The sequence below is a fragment of the Paenarthrobacter sp. MSM-2-10-13 genome (assembly GCF_011605365.1).
Classification (GTDB): Bacteria; Actinomycetota; Actinomycetes; order Actinomycetales; family Micrococcaceae; genus Arthrobacter.
Genome location: NZ_JAAOXO010000007.1, coordinates 35,687 through 50,417 on the forward strand (window position 1 = coordinate 35,687; position 14,731 = coordinate 50,417).

The 14,731-nt window shown below is 63.7% G+C and carries 11 protein-coding genes; 3 read left to right on the forward strand and 8 right to left on the reverse strand.

Annotation, left to right across the window (positions count from 1 at the left end):
* The first annotated feature begins 23 nt into the window (after positions 1–23).
* Positions 24–1,385: an aspartate aminotransferase family protein gene (locus tag HAV21_RS14185; protein WP_166842161.1), complete on the forward strand. Its 1,362-nt coding sequence runs from the start codon at positions 24–26 to the stop codon at positions 1,383–1,385.
* 166 nt (positions 1,386–1,551) lie between these two features.
* Entirely contained in the window at positions 1,552–4,188 is a 2,637-nt protein-coding gene (locus HAV21_RS14190) for a trehalase-like domain-containing protein (RefSeq protein WP_166842162.1), read from the forward strand.
* A gap of 20 nt (positions 4,189–4,208) precedes the next feature.
* Here the strand turns inward: HAV21_RS14190 and HAV21_RS14195 are convergent, their stop codons facing one another.
* The 6 genes from HAV21_RS14195 to HAV21_RS14220 form a co-directional block, all read right to left on the reverse strand.
* Positions 4,209–5,135, reverse strand: a complete 927-nt coding sequence (locus HAV21_RS14195; RefSeq protein WP_166842163.1) for an AEC family transporter — start codon at positions 5,133–5,135, stop codon at positions 4,209–4,211.
* A gap of 160 nt (positions 5,136–5,295) precedes the next feature.
* Complete coding sequence (gene panD, locus HAV21_RS14200) at positions 5,296–5,727, reverse strand: aspartate 1-decarboxylase (protein WP_208096878.1); 432 nt, start codon at positions 5,725–5,727, stop codon at positions 5,296–5,298.
* Between the two features lie 155 nt (positions 5,728–5,882).
* Positions 5,883–7,394, reverse strand: a complete 1,512-nt coding sequence (locus HAV21_RS14205; protein WP_347877657.1) for a rhamnulokinase family protein — start codon at positions 7,392–7,394, stop codon at positions 5,883–5,885.
* An 8-nt stretch (positions 7,395–7,402) separates the two neighbouring features.
* Positions 7,403–9,442 carry a bifunctional aldolase/short-chain dehydrogenase gene (locus tag HAV21_RS14210; protein ID WP_166842164.1) on the reverse strand — a complete coding sequence of 680 codons (2,040 nt, stop codon included), beginning with the start codon at positions 9,440–9,442 and terminating at the stop codon, positions 7,403–7,405.
* A gap of 2 nt (positions 9,443–9,444) precedes the next feature.
* Positions 9,445–10,611: an L-rhamnose isomerase gene (gene rhaI, locus HAV21_RS14215; RefSeq protein WP_026543299.1), complete on the reverse strand. Its 1,167-nt coding sequence runs from the start codon at positions 10,609–10,611 to the stop codon at positions 9,445–9,447.
* Positions 10,608–11,015, reverse strand: a complete 408-nt coding sequence (locus tag HAV21_RS14220) for an L-rhamnose mutarotase (RefSeq protein ID WP_166842165.1) — start codon at positions 11,013–11,015, stop codon at positions 10,608–10,610. Before HAV21_RS14220 ends, rhaI begins: the two co-directional genes overlap by 4 nt.
* Before the next feature lie 126 nt (positions 11,016–11,141).
* Here HAV21_RS14220 and HAV21_RS14225 point away from each other — a divergent pair, with 126 nt between their 5' ends.
* Positions 11,142–12,152: a LacI family DNA-binding transcriptional regulator gene (locus tag HAV21_RS14225; RefSeq protein WP_166842166.1), complete on the forward strand. Its 1,011-nt coding sequence runs from the start codon at positions 11,142–11,144 to the stop codon at positions 12,150–12,152.
* Positions 12,153–12,260: 108 nt separating this feature from the next.
* Here the strand turns inward: HAV21_RS14225 and HAV21_RS14230 are convergent, their stop codons facing one another.
* Both HAV21_RS14230 and araA read right to left on the reverse strand, forming a co-directional pair.
* A complete protein-coding gene (locus HAV21_RS14230) occupies positions 12,261–13,157 on the reverse strand; it encodes an aldose 1-epimerase family protein (RefSeq protein ID WP_166842167.1) in 897 nt (298 codons plus the stop codon).
* Positions 13,154–14,689, reverse strand: coding sequence for an L-arabinose isomerase (gene araA / locus HAV21_RS14235; RefSeq protein WP_166842168.1), 1,536 nt, complete (start codon positions 14,687–14,689; stop codon positions 13,154–13,156). The genes HAV21_RS14230 and araA overlap by 4 nt, the downstream gene beginning before the upstream one ends.
* Positions 14,690–14,731 lie beyond the last annotated feature (42 nt).

The window sequence follows — 14,731 nt, forward strand, 5'->3', positions numbered from 1 at the left end:
GAGACGACGTCAGGAAAACCATCATGACCGCCATTCTTGAACCGCAGCAGACGGACCGTGAGGCAGCCCAGCGCGCCTACGATCTGGACCGTCAACACGTCTTCCACTCCTGGTCCGCACAGGACACGCTGGATCCCATGGTCATCACAGCCGCAGAGGGCTCACACGTTTGGGACGGTGAGGGCAACAAGTACCTGGACTTCTCTTCCCAGCTGGTCAACACCAACATCGGGCACCAGCACCCTGCCGTCGTCGCAGCAATCGCCGCACAGGCAGCCAAGCTGTGCACTATTGCTCCCAGCTACGTCAACGACGCCCGATCCGAAGCCGCACGGTTGATCGCCGAGCGAACCCCGGGGGAGCTGGACAGGATCTTCTTCACCAACGGCGGAGCGGACGCCAACGAGCACGCCGTCCGGATGGCCCGCTTGCACACGGGCCGCCACAAGGTCCTCTCCGCCTACCGCTCGTACCATGGCGGAACGCACTTAGCCGTTAACATCACCGGAGACCCACGGCGGTGGGCCAGCGACAACGGCTCCACGGGAACCCTGCATTTCTTCCCGCCGTACCTCTACCGCACGGCCTTCCACTCCACCACCGAGGAGCAGGAAGCTCAACGGGCCCTGGAGCACCTGGAACAGCTCATCGAGCTCGAAGGTCCCACCAGCATCGCTGCGATCATGCTGGAAAGTATCCCTGGAACGGCCGGGATCTATGTTCCGCCGGTTGACTACATGCGGGGCGTGCGGGAACTATGCACCAAACACGGCATCGTCCTGATCGCCGACGAGGTCATGGCCGGCTTCGGACGCACCGGCAAGTGGTTCGCCGTCGAGCATTTTGACGTTGTCCCGGACCTCATCACCTTCGCGAAAGGAGTGAACTCCGGCTACGTACCGCTTGGTGGCGTTGCCATTAGCCCGGAAATCGCAGCCACTTTCGGTACACGCGCCTATCCCGGCGGGCTGACCTACTCAGGCCACCCCCTGGCTACCGCGGCCGCAGTGGCCACCATCAACGCCATGGAACGCGAAGGCATGGTGCAGCATGCGGCAAACCTGGGCACCGAGGTGATCGGCCCGGCGCTCGCCGGATTCGCCCAACGCCACCGCTCCGTGGGCGAAGTGCGGGGCCGGGGTGTTTTCTGGGCCATCGAGCTGGTCAAGGACCGCGCCACCCGCGAACCACTGGCTCCTTATGGTTCTTCCAGCCCCGAAATGAACCAACTCGTGGCGGCCTGCAAGTCACGCGGTCTCATCCCCTTCGCCAACTTCAACCGCATCCACGTGGTTCCGCCCTGCAACATCAGTGCTGAGGATGCCCGTGCGGGTCTGGCGATCCTGGACGACGTCTTGGACATCGCGGACACGTTCGCGGAGTAGCCGTGCTGCAGCATGTCCCGTTTCCCGAGCCGGTGGTGGCGTTCGGGGAGCGGGACCTGCCGGGGGATAAATCCAAGGAAAAGCTTTACGCATTTGCAACTTACTAGGTAGTCAAGCGAAACCGGAAGGGCGGAAACTGTAGCTATCCGCCCCGGAAGGATCCGCCATGCCTACGCACCTGAACCAAGCAGTAGCCGACTCTGCTCTGCTCATGAAGTCTCTCCCGCTTGGCCTCCTCCGCACCGTTCTCCAGTCTGACGCGGAGAGCGGAATTACGCCGCAGCTGTTCGCCGAACTCAGGGCACTCGCCCGCGTCCCCGGACTACTGGTGGCGTGCAATTACGGTGGGACTCTCTGCTCCGCTGAGGGCGTGTCCACCGAGACCTTGCCACTGGATAGCGCTGCGGTGGCACTCCGTGCGCTCGCCGCCTTGCCCAACACGCACACAGCCATCATTTCCGGGCGCTCGTTGCGGGACCTGGCCGCCGTTTCCCGCCTTCCGGCCGAGGTACATCTGGTGGGTTCCCACGGTGTGGAATTCGACATGGGCTATGCCTACACCTTGTCCCTGGCCACGGAACAGCTCCTCCAACAGGTGGCTACGGCGTTGACCGAGGCTGTGGGCTTTGAGAAAGGCATCAGCATCGTCCGCAAACCCGTGGGCGTGGCCGTGCATACCCGGCCGGCTACCCCCGAGGTGGTGGATCGGGTGATTTTCCTTTCGCAGAAGATCGCCATTGAGTTCGGTCTGTACTTCATCATCGATGGCACCGTTTTGGACCTCACCGTGGAAGAGCCTGCCAAAGGCCAGGCGCTTGAGCAGCTACGTGCACGGCTCGGGGTAAGTGCCGCGCTGTACGCCGGTGACGCCGAGAGCGACGAAAAAGCAATCGCCACCCTGCGCGGACCGGACCTCGGCCTTCATGTGGGCCCCGGGGATACGACGGCGGCGCACACCATCGCTGACCCGGAAGCCTTTGCGCGCGTACTGGCTTTGTTGTTCGAACTCAGACGGGCATGGCTGTTTGGAGAAGATGCGGTAGGGCTGGAACGGCATTCCATGATCGGCAACGGGAGCTCCACAGCACTGCTGACCCCGGACGCCAAAGTCTGCTGGATGAGTCATCCCCTTCCCGATTCCGGATCCATATTTGCCCACATTCTTGGCGGTGAACCCGCCGGTCACTTCAGCATAGAACCGGTGAAGCCATCGCAGGTGCTGGCTCAGCGGTATGTGGATAACACCATGATCGTGGAGACGCGCTGGGCTGACGTCACCGTGACTGATTATTTGGAGCCGGCACCGGAAGGCATCACCAGCCTGGTGCGGGTGCTTTCCGGGACGGGCACCGCGCGCGTGGTTTTTGCGCCCAGGCCGGACTATGCCAACGCGCCCTTCAGCATGGAGGTCCGCGGCGACGATGTCCACATCATGGGTACTTCGGATCCGATCATCCTCTCCGCACCCGGGGTTTCGTTCCGGATTACCAGCGACGGCAAATACGCCACGGCCACGGCTGAAGTTCCCCTTAACCATGGTCCTGTGGTGTTGAATCTCCGCTGCGGTGACACCGAGCCGCCACCCGCGGACCCGGGCGGCGAACCAAACCGGCGCACCGCCGTCGGGCAGTCCTCCCGTGACTGGATCAAGGCACTGCAGCTGCCCACCATCAAAACATCATTGGTGCGCCGCTCCGCGTTGGTGCTGAAGTCGCTTGTTCATGAGCCCACCGGCGCCGTGTTGGCCGCGCCCACCACCTCCTTGCCTGAGGGTATCGGCGGGACCCGAAACTGGGATTACCGCTACTGCTGGCTGCGTGACGGGTCCATGACCGTGAATTCCCTGGTGTCGTTGGGTTCCACGCAGGAGGCCGACGGTTTCCTTGCCTGGCTGGACCGCATCCTTCAAAATGCGCCGGGGCCCGAGTGGCTGCACCCTCTGTACTCGGTGACGGGTGCGCCGCTCTCCACGGAGGCAATTGTGGAAAGCCTGCCCGGCTATGCGGGGTCACGACCGGTGCGCATCGGCAACGCGGCGGACCACCAGGTGCAGCTGGATGTGTTCGGGCCCATCGCCGATCTGATCCACGATCTTGCTGAACGCCGCGGGTTCCTGCCCGAACAACACTGGTTCCTGATGGAGCAGATGGCCCATGCGGTGCTGGCCCGCTGGCATGAACCTGACCACGGGATTTGGGAAGCACGACGGGCCCCCAGGCATCACGTCTACACCAAAGTGATGTGCTGGGTGACGCTGGACCGGGCCCTCCGGGCCGCCGCCCTGCATGGGCGCCGGCCTCATGCGGACTGGGCCGTCACTGCCGAAACCATCCGGGAGGAAGTCCTTCGCGAGGGCTGGGATGAGTCCGCAGCTTCCTACACTGTGGCCTACGACAGCCCTGACCTGGATGCCGCGGTCCTGCACATCGGGCTCTCGGGCCTGCTGGATGTCCAGGACCAGCGCTTCCTGGATACCGTCACGGCGGTTGAACGCGAGTTGCGCGTGGGACCCACCGTTTTCCGATACAGGTACGACGACGGGCTGCCGGGTTTGGAGGGTGGCTTCCACATTTGCACCACTTGGCTGATCGAGGCGTACCTGGCTGTTGGCCGCTTGGATGATGCCTTGGAGTTGTTCAATCAGTTGGTGGCACTGTTCGGACCCACTGGCCTGTTGCCGGAGGAGTACGATCCCGGCACGGAAACACATCTGGGCAACCATCCTCAGGCTTACTCGCATCTGGGCTTCATCCGCTGCGCCCAGCTCTTGGACTACTACCTGGCCAGCGCGGACGTGGAGTAACCCTCGCTTGGGCGGCACAGCTAGGCGAGCAGGAGCGCCACGGCGATCATGGCCGGCACAGCCACGATGGTGGTGATCAGCACGGTGTCCTTGGCCACGGTGATTCCCGCTTGGTAGCGGTTGGCTGCAACGAACACATTTTGGGCCGTGGGCAGGGCCGAAGTGACCACCACGGCAAACAACGCGTGACCATCCATGCCCAACGCGAAGCGCGCGAACAAGTAGGCGATCAGGGGATGGACAACCAGCTTGAATCCGCTGGCCAACAAGGTATCCAACCTACGGCCTGCGGCTTTTTGCAGTGGCTTGGACCCGTTCAGGCTCATGCCGAAGGACATCAGCATTGCCGGAATCGCTGCGCCGCCAATGAGGTGGATGGGCTCCAAAATCAGTGTGGGGACCTGAAATCCAGTGCCCGCCACCAGAAGCCCCAGCGCTGAGCCCACAATCATGGGGTTCTTCACGATCATCAGCAGGAAACGCACGGGAGTGGTGCGGTGCGAACTGGTGCTGGCGTCCAGGGCCATCAGGTACATCGGCGTGAAGAACGCCAGCTGGAAGATCAACAGGGGAGCCACATAGCTGGCGTCACCCAGCACGAACACGGCGATGGGGATGCCCAGGTTGGCCGAGTTGGCCAGGGACGCGCTCATGGAGGACATGAGGGCTTCCGGCATGGTTCGTTTGAGCCAGAACTTCACCATCAGGAAGAACAGCAGGCCCGTCACCACAGCGCCCACGGCAGTGACCAGCAACGGGGCGGCGAAGACGTCATGCAGTTTGGCTTTGCTCAAGGTCTCGAACAGGAGCGCCGGACTCGCCACGAAGAAGGTCAGCGAGCTTAGGACGGACCGGGCATTCTCGCCAAGGATGTTCCGGCGTCCAACGAACATGCCCACCAGGATGATGGCCCACACCACGAAGAACCCGGAAAGGACGCCGATCATGGCGCTGTGCGGGTGGGGGTTTGCTGGGTCACGGTTCCCAGCCTAGCCAGAACCGCCGTTCGAGTAAGCGTTTTCTGCCGAGAGTTCCGTCATACGGACTCACAACGCACTCGACGTCGGCCCTCCGGTGAGGGCCGACGTCGAGCGTTGCTGTGGAGCCTTAGCTGAGGTGCGCTGCGTTGCTGAGCGCATGCGGCGGGCGCATCAGCCCGGGAGTGTGGCCCTCGGCTGGGTCATTGCCGAGCTGCAGGATCTTGTTGTCCTTGCCCACGTGGACCACGCGGGGCTCATAAATCCGGGCCTCTTCCGTGGTCATCTCGGCGTAGGTGATGAGGATGACGGTATCGCCAACGTGGACCATGTGGGCGGCCGCCCCGTTGATCCCGATCACGCCGGAACCGCGCTCGCCGGCAATGGTGTACGTCTCCAGCCGGGCGCCGTTGGTGACGTCCACAATGGAGACGAGCTCGCCGGGAAGGATGTCGGCCGCGTCCAGGAGGTCCAGGTCGACAGTGACGGAACCGACGTAGTGGAGGTCGGCGTGGGTCACCGTTGCGCGGTGGATCTTGGACTTGAACATTGTGCGGATCATAATGCGATCAGTTTAGCGCGGCACCCTCATCCGGCGCTGTGACGTACCAGACGTTCGGCCGATGGCGGTGTGGCTTCCTGACCTTGATTGAACGATGGATGGCCGCAAAGCAACCCCTGCGGGTTGTTTCGCGGCCATCCTCTTGCCAATGAGGGTCAGAAGGCCACGCCGCTGACCTCAGGGGCCGGCTCGTAGCGCGCCAGCTCCGTTCCGGCGGCAACCAGCCCACGCAGCTCAGCCAGGCCGCCGGCCACCACTTCAGCGGCGCGTGCCTGCACCAGCACGTTGCCCAGCGCGGTGGCTTCCACAGGTCCTGAAACCACAGGCTTTCCGGTGGCATTCGCGGTGAGCTGGCACAGAAGCCGGTTCTGCGAACCGCCGCCCACAATGTGCACCACGTCCACGCTGCGGCCGGTGAGCCGTTCGGCGTCGGCCAGTGTGCGAGCGTAGCCGGCCGCGAGGCTGTCCATGATGCAACGCACGACGGCGGCAGGACGGTCTGCGAGCACGGCACCGGTGTTGCGCACGGCTGCGCGGATGCGGTCCGGCATGTTGTCCGGGGCGGTGAAGGCGGGGTCGTCGGCGTTGATCTGTGGGCCGCCCTCAGGCAGCGCCGCAGCTGAGTCCAACAATGCCGGCAGTGATTGGCTGAACCCCTGCGCAGCCCAAGCCCGCTGACATTCGCTGAGCAACCACAAACCGCCGACGTTTCGCAGGTACCGGATGGTGCCGTCCACGCCGCGTTCGTTGGTGAAGTTGGCGCTACGGCTCGCTTCAGTCAGTACGGGCTTGTTCAGTTCCACTCCCACCAGCGACCATGTGCCGGAGGAGATGTAGGCAAAGTCTTGCTCGTCGGCTGGAACGGCGGCGACGGCCGAGGCGGTGTCGTGCGAGCCGACAGCCACCACCATAGTGTCAGCGGGCAGACCCGTCTGCTCAAGGATCGCCGGAAGCAGTGTGCCCACGGTTTCTCCGGGCTGGATGAGCGGCGGGAAGAGGTTCCGGGGAAGCCCCAAAGCATCCAAGAATCCGGTGGCCCACTCGCCCTTGACGGCATCGAAGAGCCCCGTGGTGGAGGCGTTGGTGGCCTCGGTCCGACGTTCTCCTGTAAGCAGGAAGGCGATCAGGTCCGGAATGAGGAGGGCCTGCAGCCCATCCAGATTCGGTTCGGCAGCGAGCTGGTAAATCGTGTTGAACTGCAGATACTGCAAGCCCGTGGTGGCGTAGAGCTTCTCGGGGGAAATGTCCGCATGGACGCGCTCCACCGTGGCCCGGCTGCGCTCGTCCCGGTAGCTGAACGGAACCGAGGTGAGTTCGCCGGCATCGTTCACCAATCCGTAGTCCACAGCCCAAGTGTCGATGCCGATGCTGACGATGCGCTCGCCGTTCGTGGCCGCAACGGAAGCGGCGGCCGTTAGGCCCTTGAGTACCTCGGCGAACAGGGCGTCGAAGTCCCAGTGGAGGCCGCCGTTGATCTCTATGACGCCGTTGGGGAAGCGGTGGATGGTCTCGAGGGAGACACCTGTGGAGGGAGAGACGCGGCCGAGCATGACGCGGCCGGACGAGGCTCCGATGTCGATGGCGGCGAACACTGCGTTGATGTCTGCGGGAGCGGACACCGCCCCGGCGTGTGCCGGGGCGGTGTCCGTGGTGGTTCCGTTGGTCACTGTGAGTCCTAGCGGAGGAAGGCTGCTGCCACGCCGGCGTCCACGGGGATGTGGAGGCCGGTGGTGTGGGAGAGCTCGTTGCTGGTAAGCACGGACGCGGCGTTGGCCACGTGTTCGGGAAGGACTTCGCGCTTGAGGAGCGTGCGCTGGGCGTAGTACTTGCCCAGTTCCTGCTCGTCCACGCCATACACGGCGGCTCGCTTGGCGCCCCAGCCGCCGGCGAAGATACCGGAGCCGCGGACCACGCCGTCGGGGTTGATGCCGTTGACGCGGACACCGTACTCGCCCAATTCAGCGGCAAGGAGACGGACCTGGTGGGCCTGGTCTGCCTTGGTGGCCGAGTAGGCGATGTTGTTGGGGCCGGCGAACACGGAGTTCTTGGAGGAGATGTAGATGATGTCTCCGCCCAGGCCTTGATCGATCATGACCTTGGCCGCGGCCTTGGACACCAGGAACGAGCCCTTGGCCATGACGTTGTGCTGGAGGTCCCAGTCCTTCTCGGTGGTCTCCAGCAGCGGTTTGGAGATGGACAGGCCGGCGTTGTTGACCACCAGGTCGAGCCCGCCGAACGCGAGCACGGCTTCCTGGATGGCAGTAGCGATCTGGGCTTCGTCGGTCACGTCGGCCTGGACGCCGATGGCGACGTCGGAACCGCCCAGTTCCTCGGCGACCTTTTGCGCGTTCTCAAGGTTCAGGTCGGCAATGACCACGCACGCGCCGTCGGACGCCAAACGGGTGGCGATCGCCTTGCCAATGCCCGACGCCGCACCGGTCACCAGCGCGATGCGGGTGGCGTGGGACTTGGGCTTGGGCATCCGGGCGAGCTTGGCTTCTTCCAAGGCCCAGTACTCGATGCGGAACTTTTCGGATTCCTCGATCGGGGCGTAGGTGGAGATGGCCTCGGCGCCGCGCATGACGTTGATGGCGTTGATGTAGAACTCGCCGGCCACGCGTGCGGTTTGCTTGTCCTTGCCGAAGGAGAACATGCCCACGCCGGGGACCAGCACGATTGCCGGGTCCGCACCGCGGAGGGCCGGGCTGTTCTCGTCTGCATGGCGGTCGTAGTACGCCTGGTAATCCTCGCGGTAGGCGGCGTGCAGTTCCTTGAGGCGGTTGGTTGACTCCTCGATGGTGGCGTCGGCCGGCAGGTCCAGGACCAGCGGTTTGACCTTGGTGCGTAGGAAGTGGTCCGGGCAGGAGGTGCCCAGCGCGCCGAGGCGCGGGTGCTCTGCGGACTCAAGGAATTCAAGCACGACGGCGTCATCGCTGAAGTGCCCCAGCTGCGGTTTGTCCGTGGAAGCCAGGCCGCGGATCACCGGAGCGAGGGCAGCTGCCTTGGCACGGCGCTCAGCCTCTGGGAGGGCGCCGTAACCGGGAAGCTGGGCGCCGAAGGGCTCCGTCTTGCCGTTGTCCTTGATGTAGTTCTCGGCCTGGTCAATGATCCACAGCGAGTTGGCCTCGGCTTCTTCGCTGGTGGCACCCCACGCGGTGATGCCGTGGCCGCCCAGGATGGTGCCGATGGCCTGCGGGTTGGCATCCTTGATCGCCGCGATGTCCAGGCCCAGTTGGAAACCGGGCCGACGCCACGGAACCCACACCACTTTGTCGCCGAAGACCTTGGAGGTCAGTGCCTCGCCGTCAACCGCGGTAGCGATCGCGATGCCCGAGTCCGGGTGCAGATGGTCAACATGGGCAGCATCAACCAGGCCATGCATGGCGGTGTCGATCGACGGCGCGGCGCCGCCCTTTCCGTGCAGGCAGTAATCAAAGGCGGCCACCATTTCGTCTTCTCGCTCGACGCCGGGGTAAACGGACTTGAGCGCCTGCAGCCGGTCCAGCCGGAGTATTGCGAGGTTCTCAGCCTTCAGAGTGCCGAGGTCTCCGCCGGAGCCTTTGACCCACAGGAGCTCAACGTCCTGGCCAGTGACAGGATCCTTCTCGGTGCCCTTGGCGGAGGTGTTGCCGCCAGCGAAGTTGGTGTTCCGTTTGTCCGCGCCGAGTCGGTTGGAACGGGAAATCAGCTCTTCAACAGTGGTGTTGGTAGTCATGCTTAGGCGCCCCATCCGGCTTGCTGGCCGCCTGCGCGGTCCTCGTTGATCTTCTTCTGGTATCCGCTGGCCTTGTACGCGGCCATCGGATCGGCGGGCAGGCCGCGGGATTCGCGCCACTCGGCCAGGACCGGGCGGACATCGGTGTAGAAGGCATCGTTGAAGATGCCGTTGGCGGCCAGGACATCCCCGGCACGCTGTGCTTCGGAGAGTGCTGCGGTGTCCACGAGCAGGGCGCGGGCGGTCATTTCCTGGACGTTGAGGACCGAGCGGATCTGGCCCGGGATCTTCTCTTCGAGGTTGTGGCACTGATCCAGCATGAGGGCGACACCGGAGTCCTTGCCGAAGCCGCCACCGCGGATGACCTCGTGCATGATGCGGAACAGTTGGAAAGGATCAGCCGCGCCAACAATCAGGTCATCGTCGGCGTAGAAGCGGGAGTTGAAGTCGAAGGAACCCAGCTTGCCCAGACGCAGGAGCTGCATCACGATGAATTCGATGTTGGTGCCCGGGGCATGGTGGCCGGTGTCGAGGCAGACGAAAGCCTTCTCACCGAGTGCAAGGGTCTGAGCGTAGGAGGTTCCCCAGTCCGGAACATCGGTGTGGTAGAAAGCGGGCTCGAAGAACTTGTATTCCAGTACCAGGCGCTGCTCGTCACCGAGGCCCGCGTAGATCTCTTGGAGGGACTCGGCAAGGCGGTCCTGGCGGCCTCTGATATCGTCTTGGCCCGGGTAGTTGGTGCCGTCAGCCAGCCAGATCTTCAGGTCCTTGGACCCGGTGGCGTGCATGATCTCGATGCACTCCAGGTGGTGATCGATGGCCCGGCGACGCACGGACTCGTTGGAGGACGTCAGGGAGCCGAACTTGTACTCGTCATCCTGGAAGGTGTTGGAGTTGATGGTGCCCAGCCCGACGCCCAACCCTGCGGCGTATTCGCGCAGCGCTGCGTAGTCATCCACCTTGTCCCACGGGATGTGCAATGCCACAGTAGGTGCCAGCCCGGTGAGCTCGTGCACCTTGGCGGCGTCGGCGATCTTTTCCTGAACGGTGCGTGGAGTACCGGGGGTGCCGAAGACCTTGAACCGGGTCCCGGAATTTCCGTAGGCCCAGGACGGCACTTCAATGGCCAGTTCCCCTAGACGGCCCAGGGCCGATTCTGTGGTGTTCATGCTTGTTCCTTTTGGTACTCGTGGGCGGGGTCTTTGTCTATGTGTGTGACGCCGGCGGCGGCTATGACGTCGTCCGCGGCGGCAAGCTGGTCTTCAAGGTTGAAAACTTCTTCAATGACTTCGAAGCCCTGGTCCGGAGGGACATCGCTGTTCGCGAAGAGGGTGGCCATCTCGGCCTGCCAGCGGGCATTGATCTCCGTGACAGCCATGCGAGCTTGGGCGGCCTCGTAGTCTTCGCATTCCAGGTAGCCGATCAATTGGCCATCCGGAGCGAGGAACAGGGAGTAGTTGTTCCACCCTGCGTTTTTCAGTGCGGACAGCATCTCCGGCCATACGGCGGCGTGGCGCTGCTTGTACTCGGCCATCAGTTCCGGCTGGACTGAAGAGCGGAAACAAACCCTCATGTGCGGATCTCCAGGGTTACTCGTCTTTGAATCGTTTCATTTGTTACGATTCAAATTACCCTCGTAAACGGGAGGGTGTCAAGACGTTTCCAACACATTGACGTCAGCCAGCGGAGATCGGAAAGCATGTCCCAGACAGCCAGCATCAAAGACGTTGCCACTCACGCCCAGGTAGCAGTGGGAACTGTTTCCAATGTGCTGAACTATCCGGACAGGGTTTCGCAGAGGACCAAGGAACGTGTCCTCAAATCCATTGCTGAACTCGGCTTCGTCCGCAACGACGCCGCCCGTCAGCTCCGCGCCGGCCAAAGCCGCACCATTGGCCTGATCGTGTTGGACGTTGGAAACCCCTTCTTCTCCTCAGTGGCTCGCGCGGCGGAAGATGCTGCGGCGGCCCTGGGCAGCGTAGTGCTGGTGGGGGACAGCGGTCAGGACTCCTCCCGCGAAGCGCACTACATGGACCTTTTCCAAGAGCAACGCGTCCAAGGCCTGCTGATTTCTCCGGTAGGAGATGTGGGGGAGCGGATCGATACCCTCCGCGAACGCGGCGTGCCCACTGTTCTGGTGGACGAACTCGCGGACACCGATCGCTGCAGCTCGGTCTCCGTGGATGACCAAGAAGGTGGCTACTTGGCCGCCAAGCACCTGCTGGACCAGGGCCGCCGTCGTTTAGCTTTTGTTGGTACGCCGTCCATACGACAGGTGGCCAGCCGACTCAAGGGCGCGCAGCGTGCCGTCAGCGAAGTGGCGGATGCCAGCATTGAAGTGCTCGACTCCGCCGGACAGACCGTTCTTGCGGGCCGACAAGTAGGCAATAGCCTGGTGGAGCGCTCGCCGGAAAAGCGTCCCGAAGCCGTGTTCTGCTCCAACGACCTCCTGGCACTCGGCGTCATGCAGTCGTTGACCATGCTGCGGACCGTCCGGATACCCGAGGACATCGCGCTCATTGGCTATGACGACATCGATTTCGCCATTTCCGCAGTGGTCCCGTTGTCCTCCATCCGCCAGCCCACGGAAGCGCTGGGCCGCACGGCGATCGAGCTGCTCGCGGAAGAACAGGAGAGCGGCGGCGCCAAGCACCGGGCGGTGGTGTTCACGCCCGAGCTGGTGGTCCGCCAAAGCACCGCCGGCGCTTAGCTGCGCTCCTGCCCAGTTAGTCCCCGAAAAGCCCGGATTCCCGCGAGCAGTTTCGCGGAAAGCCGGGCTTGTGCCCCCCGTTGCCTCGGCTAACTGGGCAGGAACGCGCTACAGGGTGTAGATGCTCCACGACGCCGTGTGCTCGGCCCCGGGTTCCAGTCGGATCAGGTCTGTTCCGCTGTTGAAGGCATCCGGCGGACACGTCATGGGCTCCACGGCAAGGCCGATTCGCCCAGGGATCGGTGCCGGCTTGTCTGCCGTATGGATCTGCAGCCAAGGGCAGCTTTCGTCCCAGGACATTCCGACGCCGGTGCCCGCCGGGTCGCGGACGGACAGCCGCGCCAGCCCGCCGTCGAACGTTATGTCCGTAAAGGCGTGGTCGATTTCGGTGGTGCCGATGGCGCGCGGGGAACGGAAGTCGAAAGCGTGCCCCTCCACGCCCACCACCTCAACGGGCAGCAGCCTGTCCGGGGTGACTTCCAAGAATGAATCCGCAGCGAACTCAAGCACCCACTCATCCAGGGGCGACGAGCCGGCCACCAGGTACGGGTGCGGGCACACGCCGTAGGGAGCTGCGATGTCAGCGGCGTTCCGGGCAGTCACCGTGGTGTGCAATCCGTCAGCGTCCAGCACGAACCGAGCCGACAGCTCCAGCACGAACGGGTAGCCCGCGGTGGGACCCACAGTGCATGTCAAGGTGAGCGACCCGGCGTCGGACTCTTTCGGAGTCCAATCGAGCGGGAAGGCCAGGCCGTGCAGGGCAGTGCCCCGCTCAGGTTCGTTGACAGGCAACTGGTGATCGACGCCGTCGGACGTGTATTTGCCGTCGGCGATCCTGTTGGGCCACGGCGCAGCAATGATGCCGCGGTAATCCGGGATCGGACCGCCCTCCGGAAACGGCACAACCAGGTCCCTGCCCTGAAACTGCAGAACGCGCAGTGCGGCCGCCCGGGCGGTCACAACTGCCGTGTAACCGCCAGCGCTCAGCGTGAATTCAGTGCTCACAGGCCGCCGGCCAGCTTGTAGTACGCGGCGTTCCAGTTGAGTTCCTTTTTGAACTGTTTGATGGTGGTGTCCTCATCAATGGTGAGAAGTTCGGTTTTGGCGATGTCGGCGAAGTCCTCGAATACTTCGAGGCCCACCTGTGTGGACAATACCGTGTGGTGCGCGGCGCCGGCGGTGAGCCACGCGGCGGCCGATGTGGCGAAGTTGGGCTTCGGTTCCCAGAGCGCGCGGGCTACGGGCAGGTTGGGCAGCGGCTGGTCAAGGTCGACGACGTCAACCACGTTCGCCACCAGGCGGAACCGATCGCGCATATCGGACAGCGCTACGACGATGCCGGGGCCGGCGTCGGTGTCAAACACCATGCGGACGGGGTCTTCCTTGCCGCCAATTCCCAGCGGGTGGATCTCCACCCGCGGCTTGGTGGCCGTCAGCGAGGGGCAGACTTCCAGCATGTGGGCACCCAGGATCTTCTCCGAGCCGGGCTCCAAGTGGTAGGTGTAGTCCTCCATGAGCGACGCGCCTCCGGGCAGGTCGCCGCCCATCACCTTGGCCGCGCGGACCAGGATGGCGGTCTTCCAGTCACCTTCGGCGCCGAAGCCGTAACCGTCGGCCATGAGGCGTTGGACCGCCATACCGGGGAGTTGGCGCAGTTCCCCCAAATCCTCGAAGGACGTGGTGAACGCTGCCGATCCGTTGGCTTCAAGGAAACTGCGGAGACCCAGCTCGATCTTGGCGCTGTAGCGCAGCGACTCGTGGCGGGCAGCGCCCTTTTTTAGTTCGTCGGCCACCTCGTAAAGTCGCTCATACTCGGCAACCAGGGCGTCGACGTCGGACTCTGCAGTTGCGTGGACAGCGTCAGCGAGCTCGTTGACGGACCAGGTGTTGACCGAGACGCCGAAGCGAAGCTCGGCTTCTGTCTTGTCACCTTCTGTGACGGCGACGTTACGCATGTTGTCACCAAAACGGGTCAGCTTCAAGGTTCGCACGGCGGCCCATCCGGCCGAGGCGCGCTGCCACGCACCCACCTGGCGGGCCACCTCAGGGTTGCTGACATGCCCGACGACGGTCTTCCGCGGCACGCCGAGGCGCGACTGGATGTACCCAAATTCGCGGTCGCCGTGGGCAGCCTGGTTGAGGTTCATGAAGTCGAAATCGATGTCAGCCCAGGGCAGGTCGCGGTTGGCCTGGGTGTGCAGGTGCAGCAGCGGTTTGCGGAGCAGGTCCAGGCCCTGGATCCACATCTTGGCGGGGCTGAACGTGTGCATCCAAGCGGTCACGCCAATGACGGAATCGTCTGAGTTGGCTTCCAATGCGGTGCGGCGGATGGCATCGGAATCGGTGAGGACCGGCTTCCACACGAGCTTGACGGGAACATCGCTGTTGGCGTTGAGGGCGTTGGCAATCTCCTGCGACTGCGCTGCCACCTGCTTGAGGACGTCCTCCCCGTAGAGGTGCTGGCTGCCGGTGAGGAACCAGACCTCGTACTGGCCCAGGGACGTATTGTTGGCGGAAGTGTTGTTGGCGCTGGGCATTTTCGTGGCTCCTGAGGTGCTTTTGAGTTTCGAGTGGCTTCG

Bases quoted from the DNA above. Each gene is read 5' to 3' on its own strand.
- HAV21_RS14185 (WP_166842161.1), top strand. From the start codon at position 24: ATGACCGCCATTCTTGAACCGCAGCAGACGGACCGTGAGGCAGCCCAG.
- HAV21_RS14190 (WP_166842162.1), top strand. From the start codon at position 1,552: ATGCCTACGCACCTGAACCAAGCAGTAGCCGACTCTGCTCTGCTCATG.
- HAV21_RS14195 (WP_166842163.1), bottom strand. From the start codon at position 5,135: ATGATCGGCGTCCTTTCCGGGTTCTTCGTGGTGTGGGCCATCATCCTG.
- panD (WP_208096878.1), bottom strand. From the start codon at position 5,727: ATGATCCGCACAATGTTCAAGTCCAAGATCCACCGCGCAACGGTGACC.
- HAV21_RS14210 (WP_166842164.1), bottom strand. From the start codon at position 9,442: ATGACTACCAACACCACTGTTGAAGAGCTGATTTCCCGTTCCAACCGA.
- rhaI (WP_026543299.1), bottom strand. From the start codon at position 10,611: ATGAACACCACAGAATCGGCCCTGGGCCGTCTAGGGGAACTGGCCATT.
- HAV21_RS14220 (WP_166842165.1), bottom strand. From the start codon at position 11,015: ATGAGGGTTTGTTTCCGCTCTTCAGTCCAGCCGGAACTGATGGCCGAG.
- HAV21_RS14225 (WP_166842166.1), top strand. From the start codon at position 11,142: ATGTCCCAGACAGCCAGCATCAAAGACGTTGCCACTCACGCCCAGGTA.
- araA (WP_166842168.1), bottom strand. From the start codon at position 14,689: ATGCCCAGCGCCAACAACACTTCCGCCAACAATACGTCCCTGGGCCAG.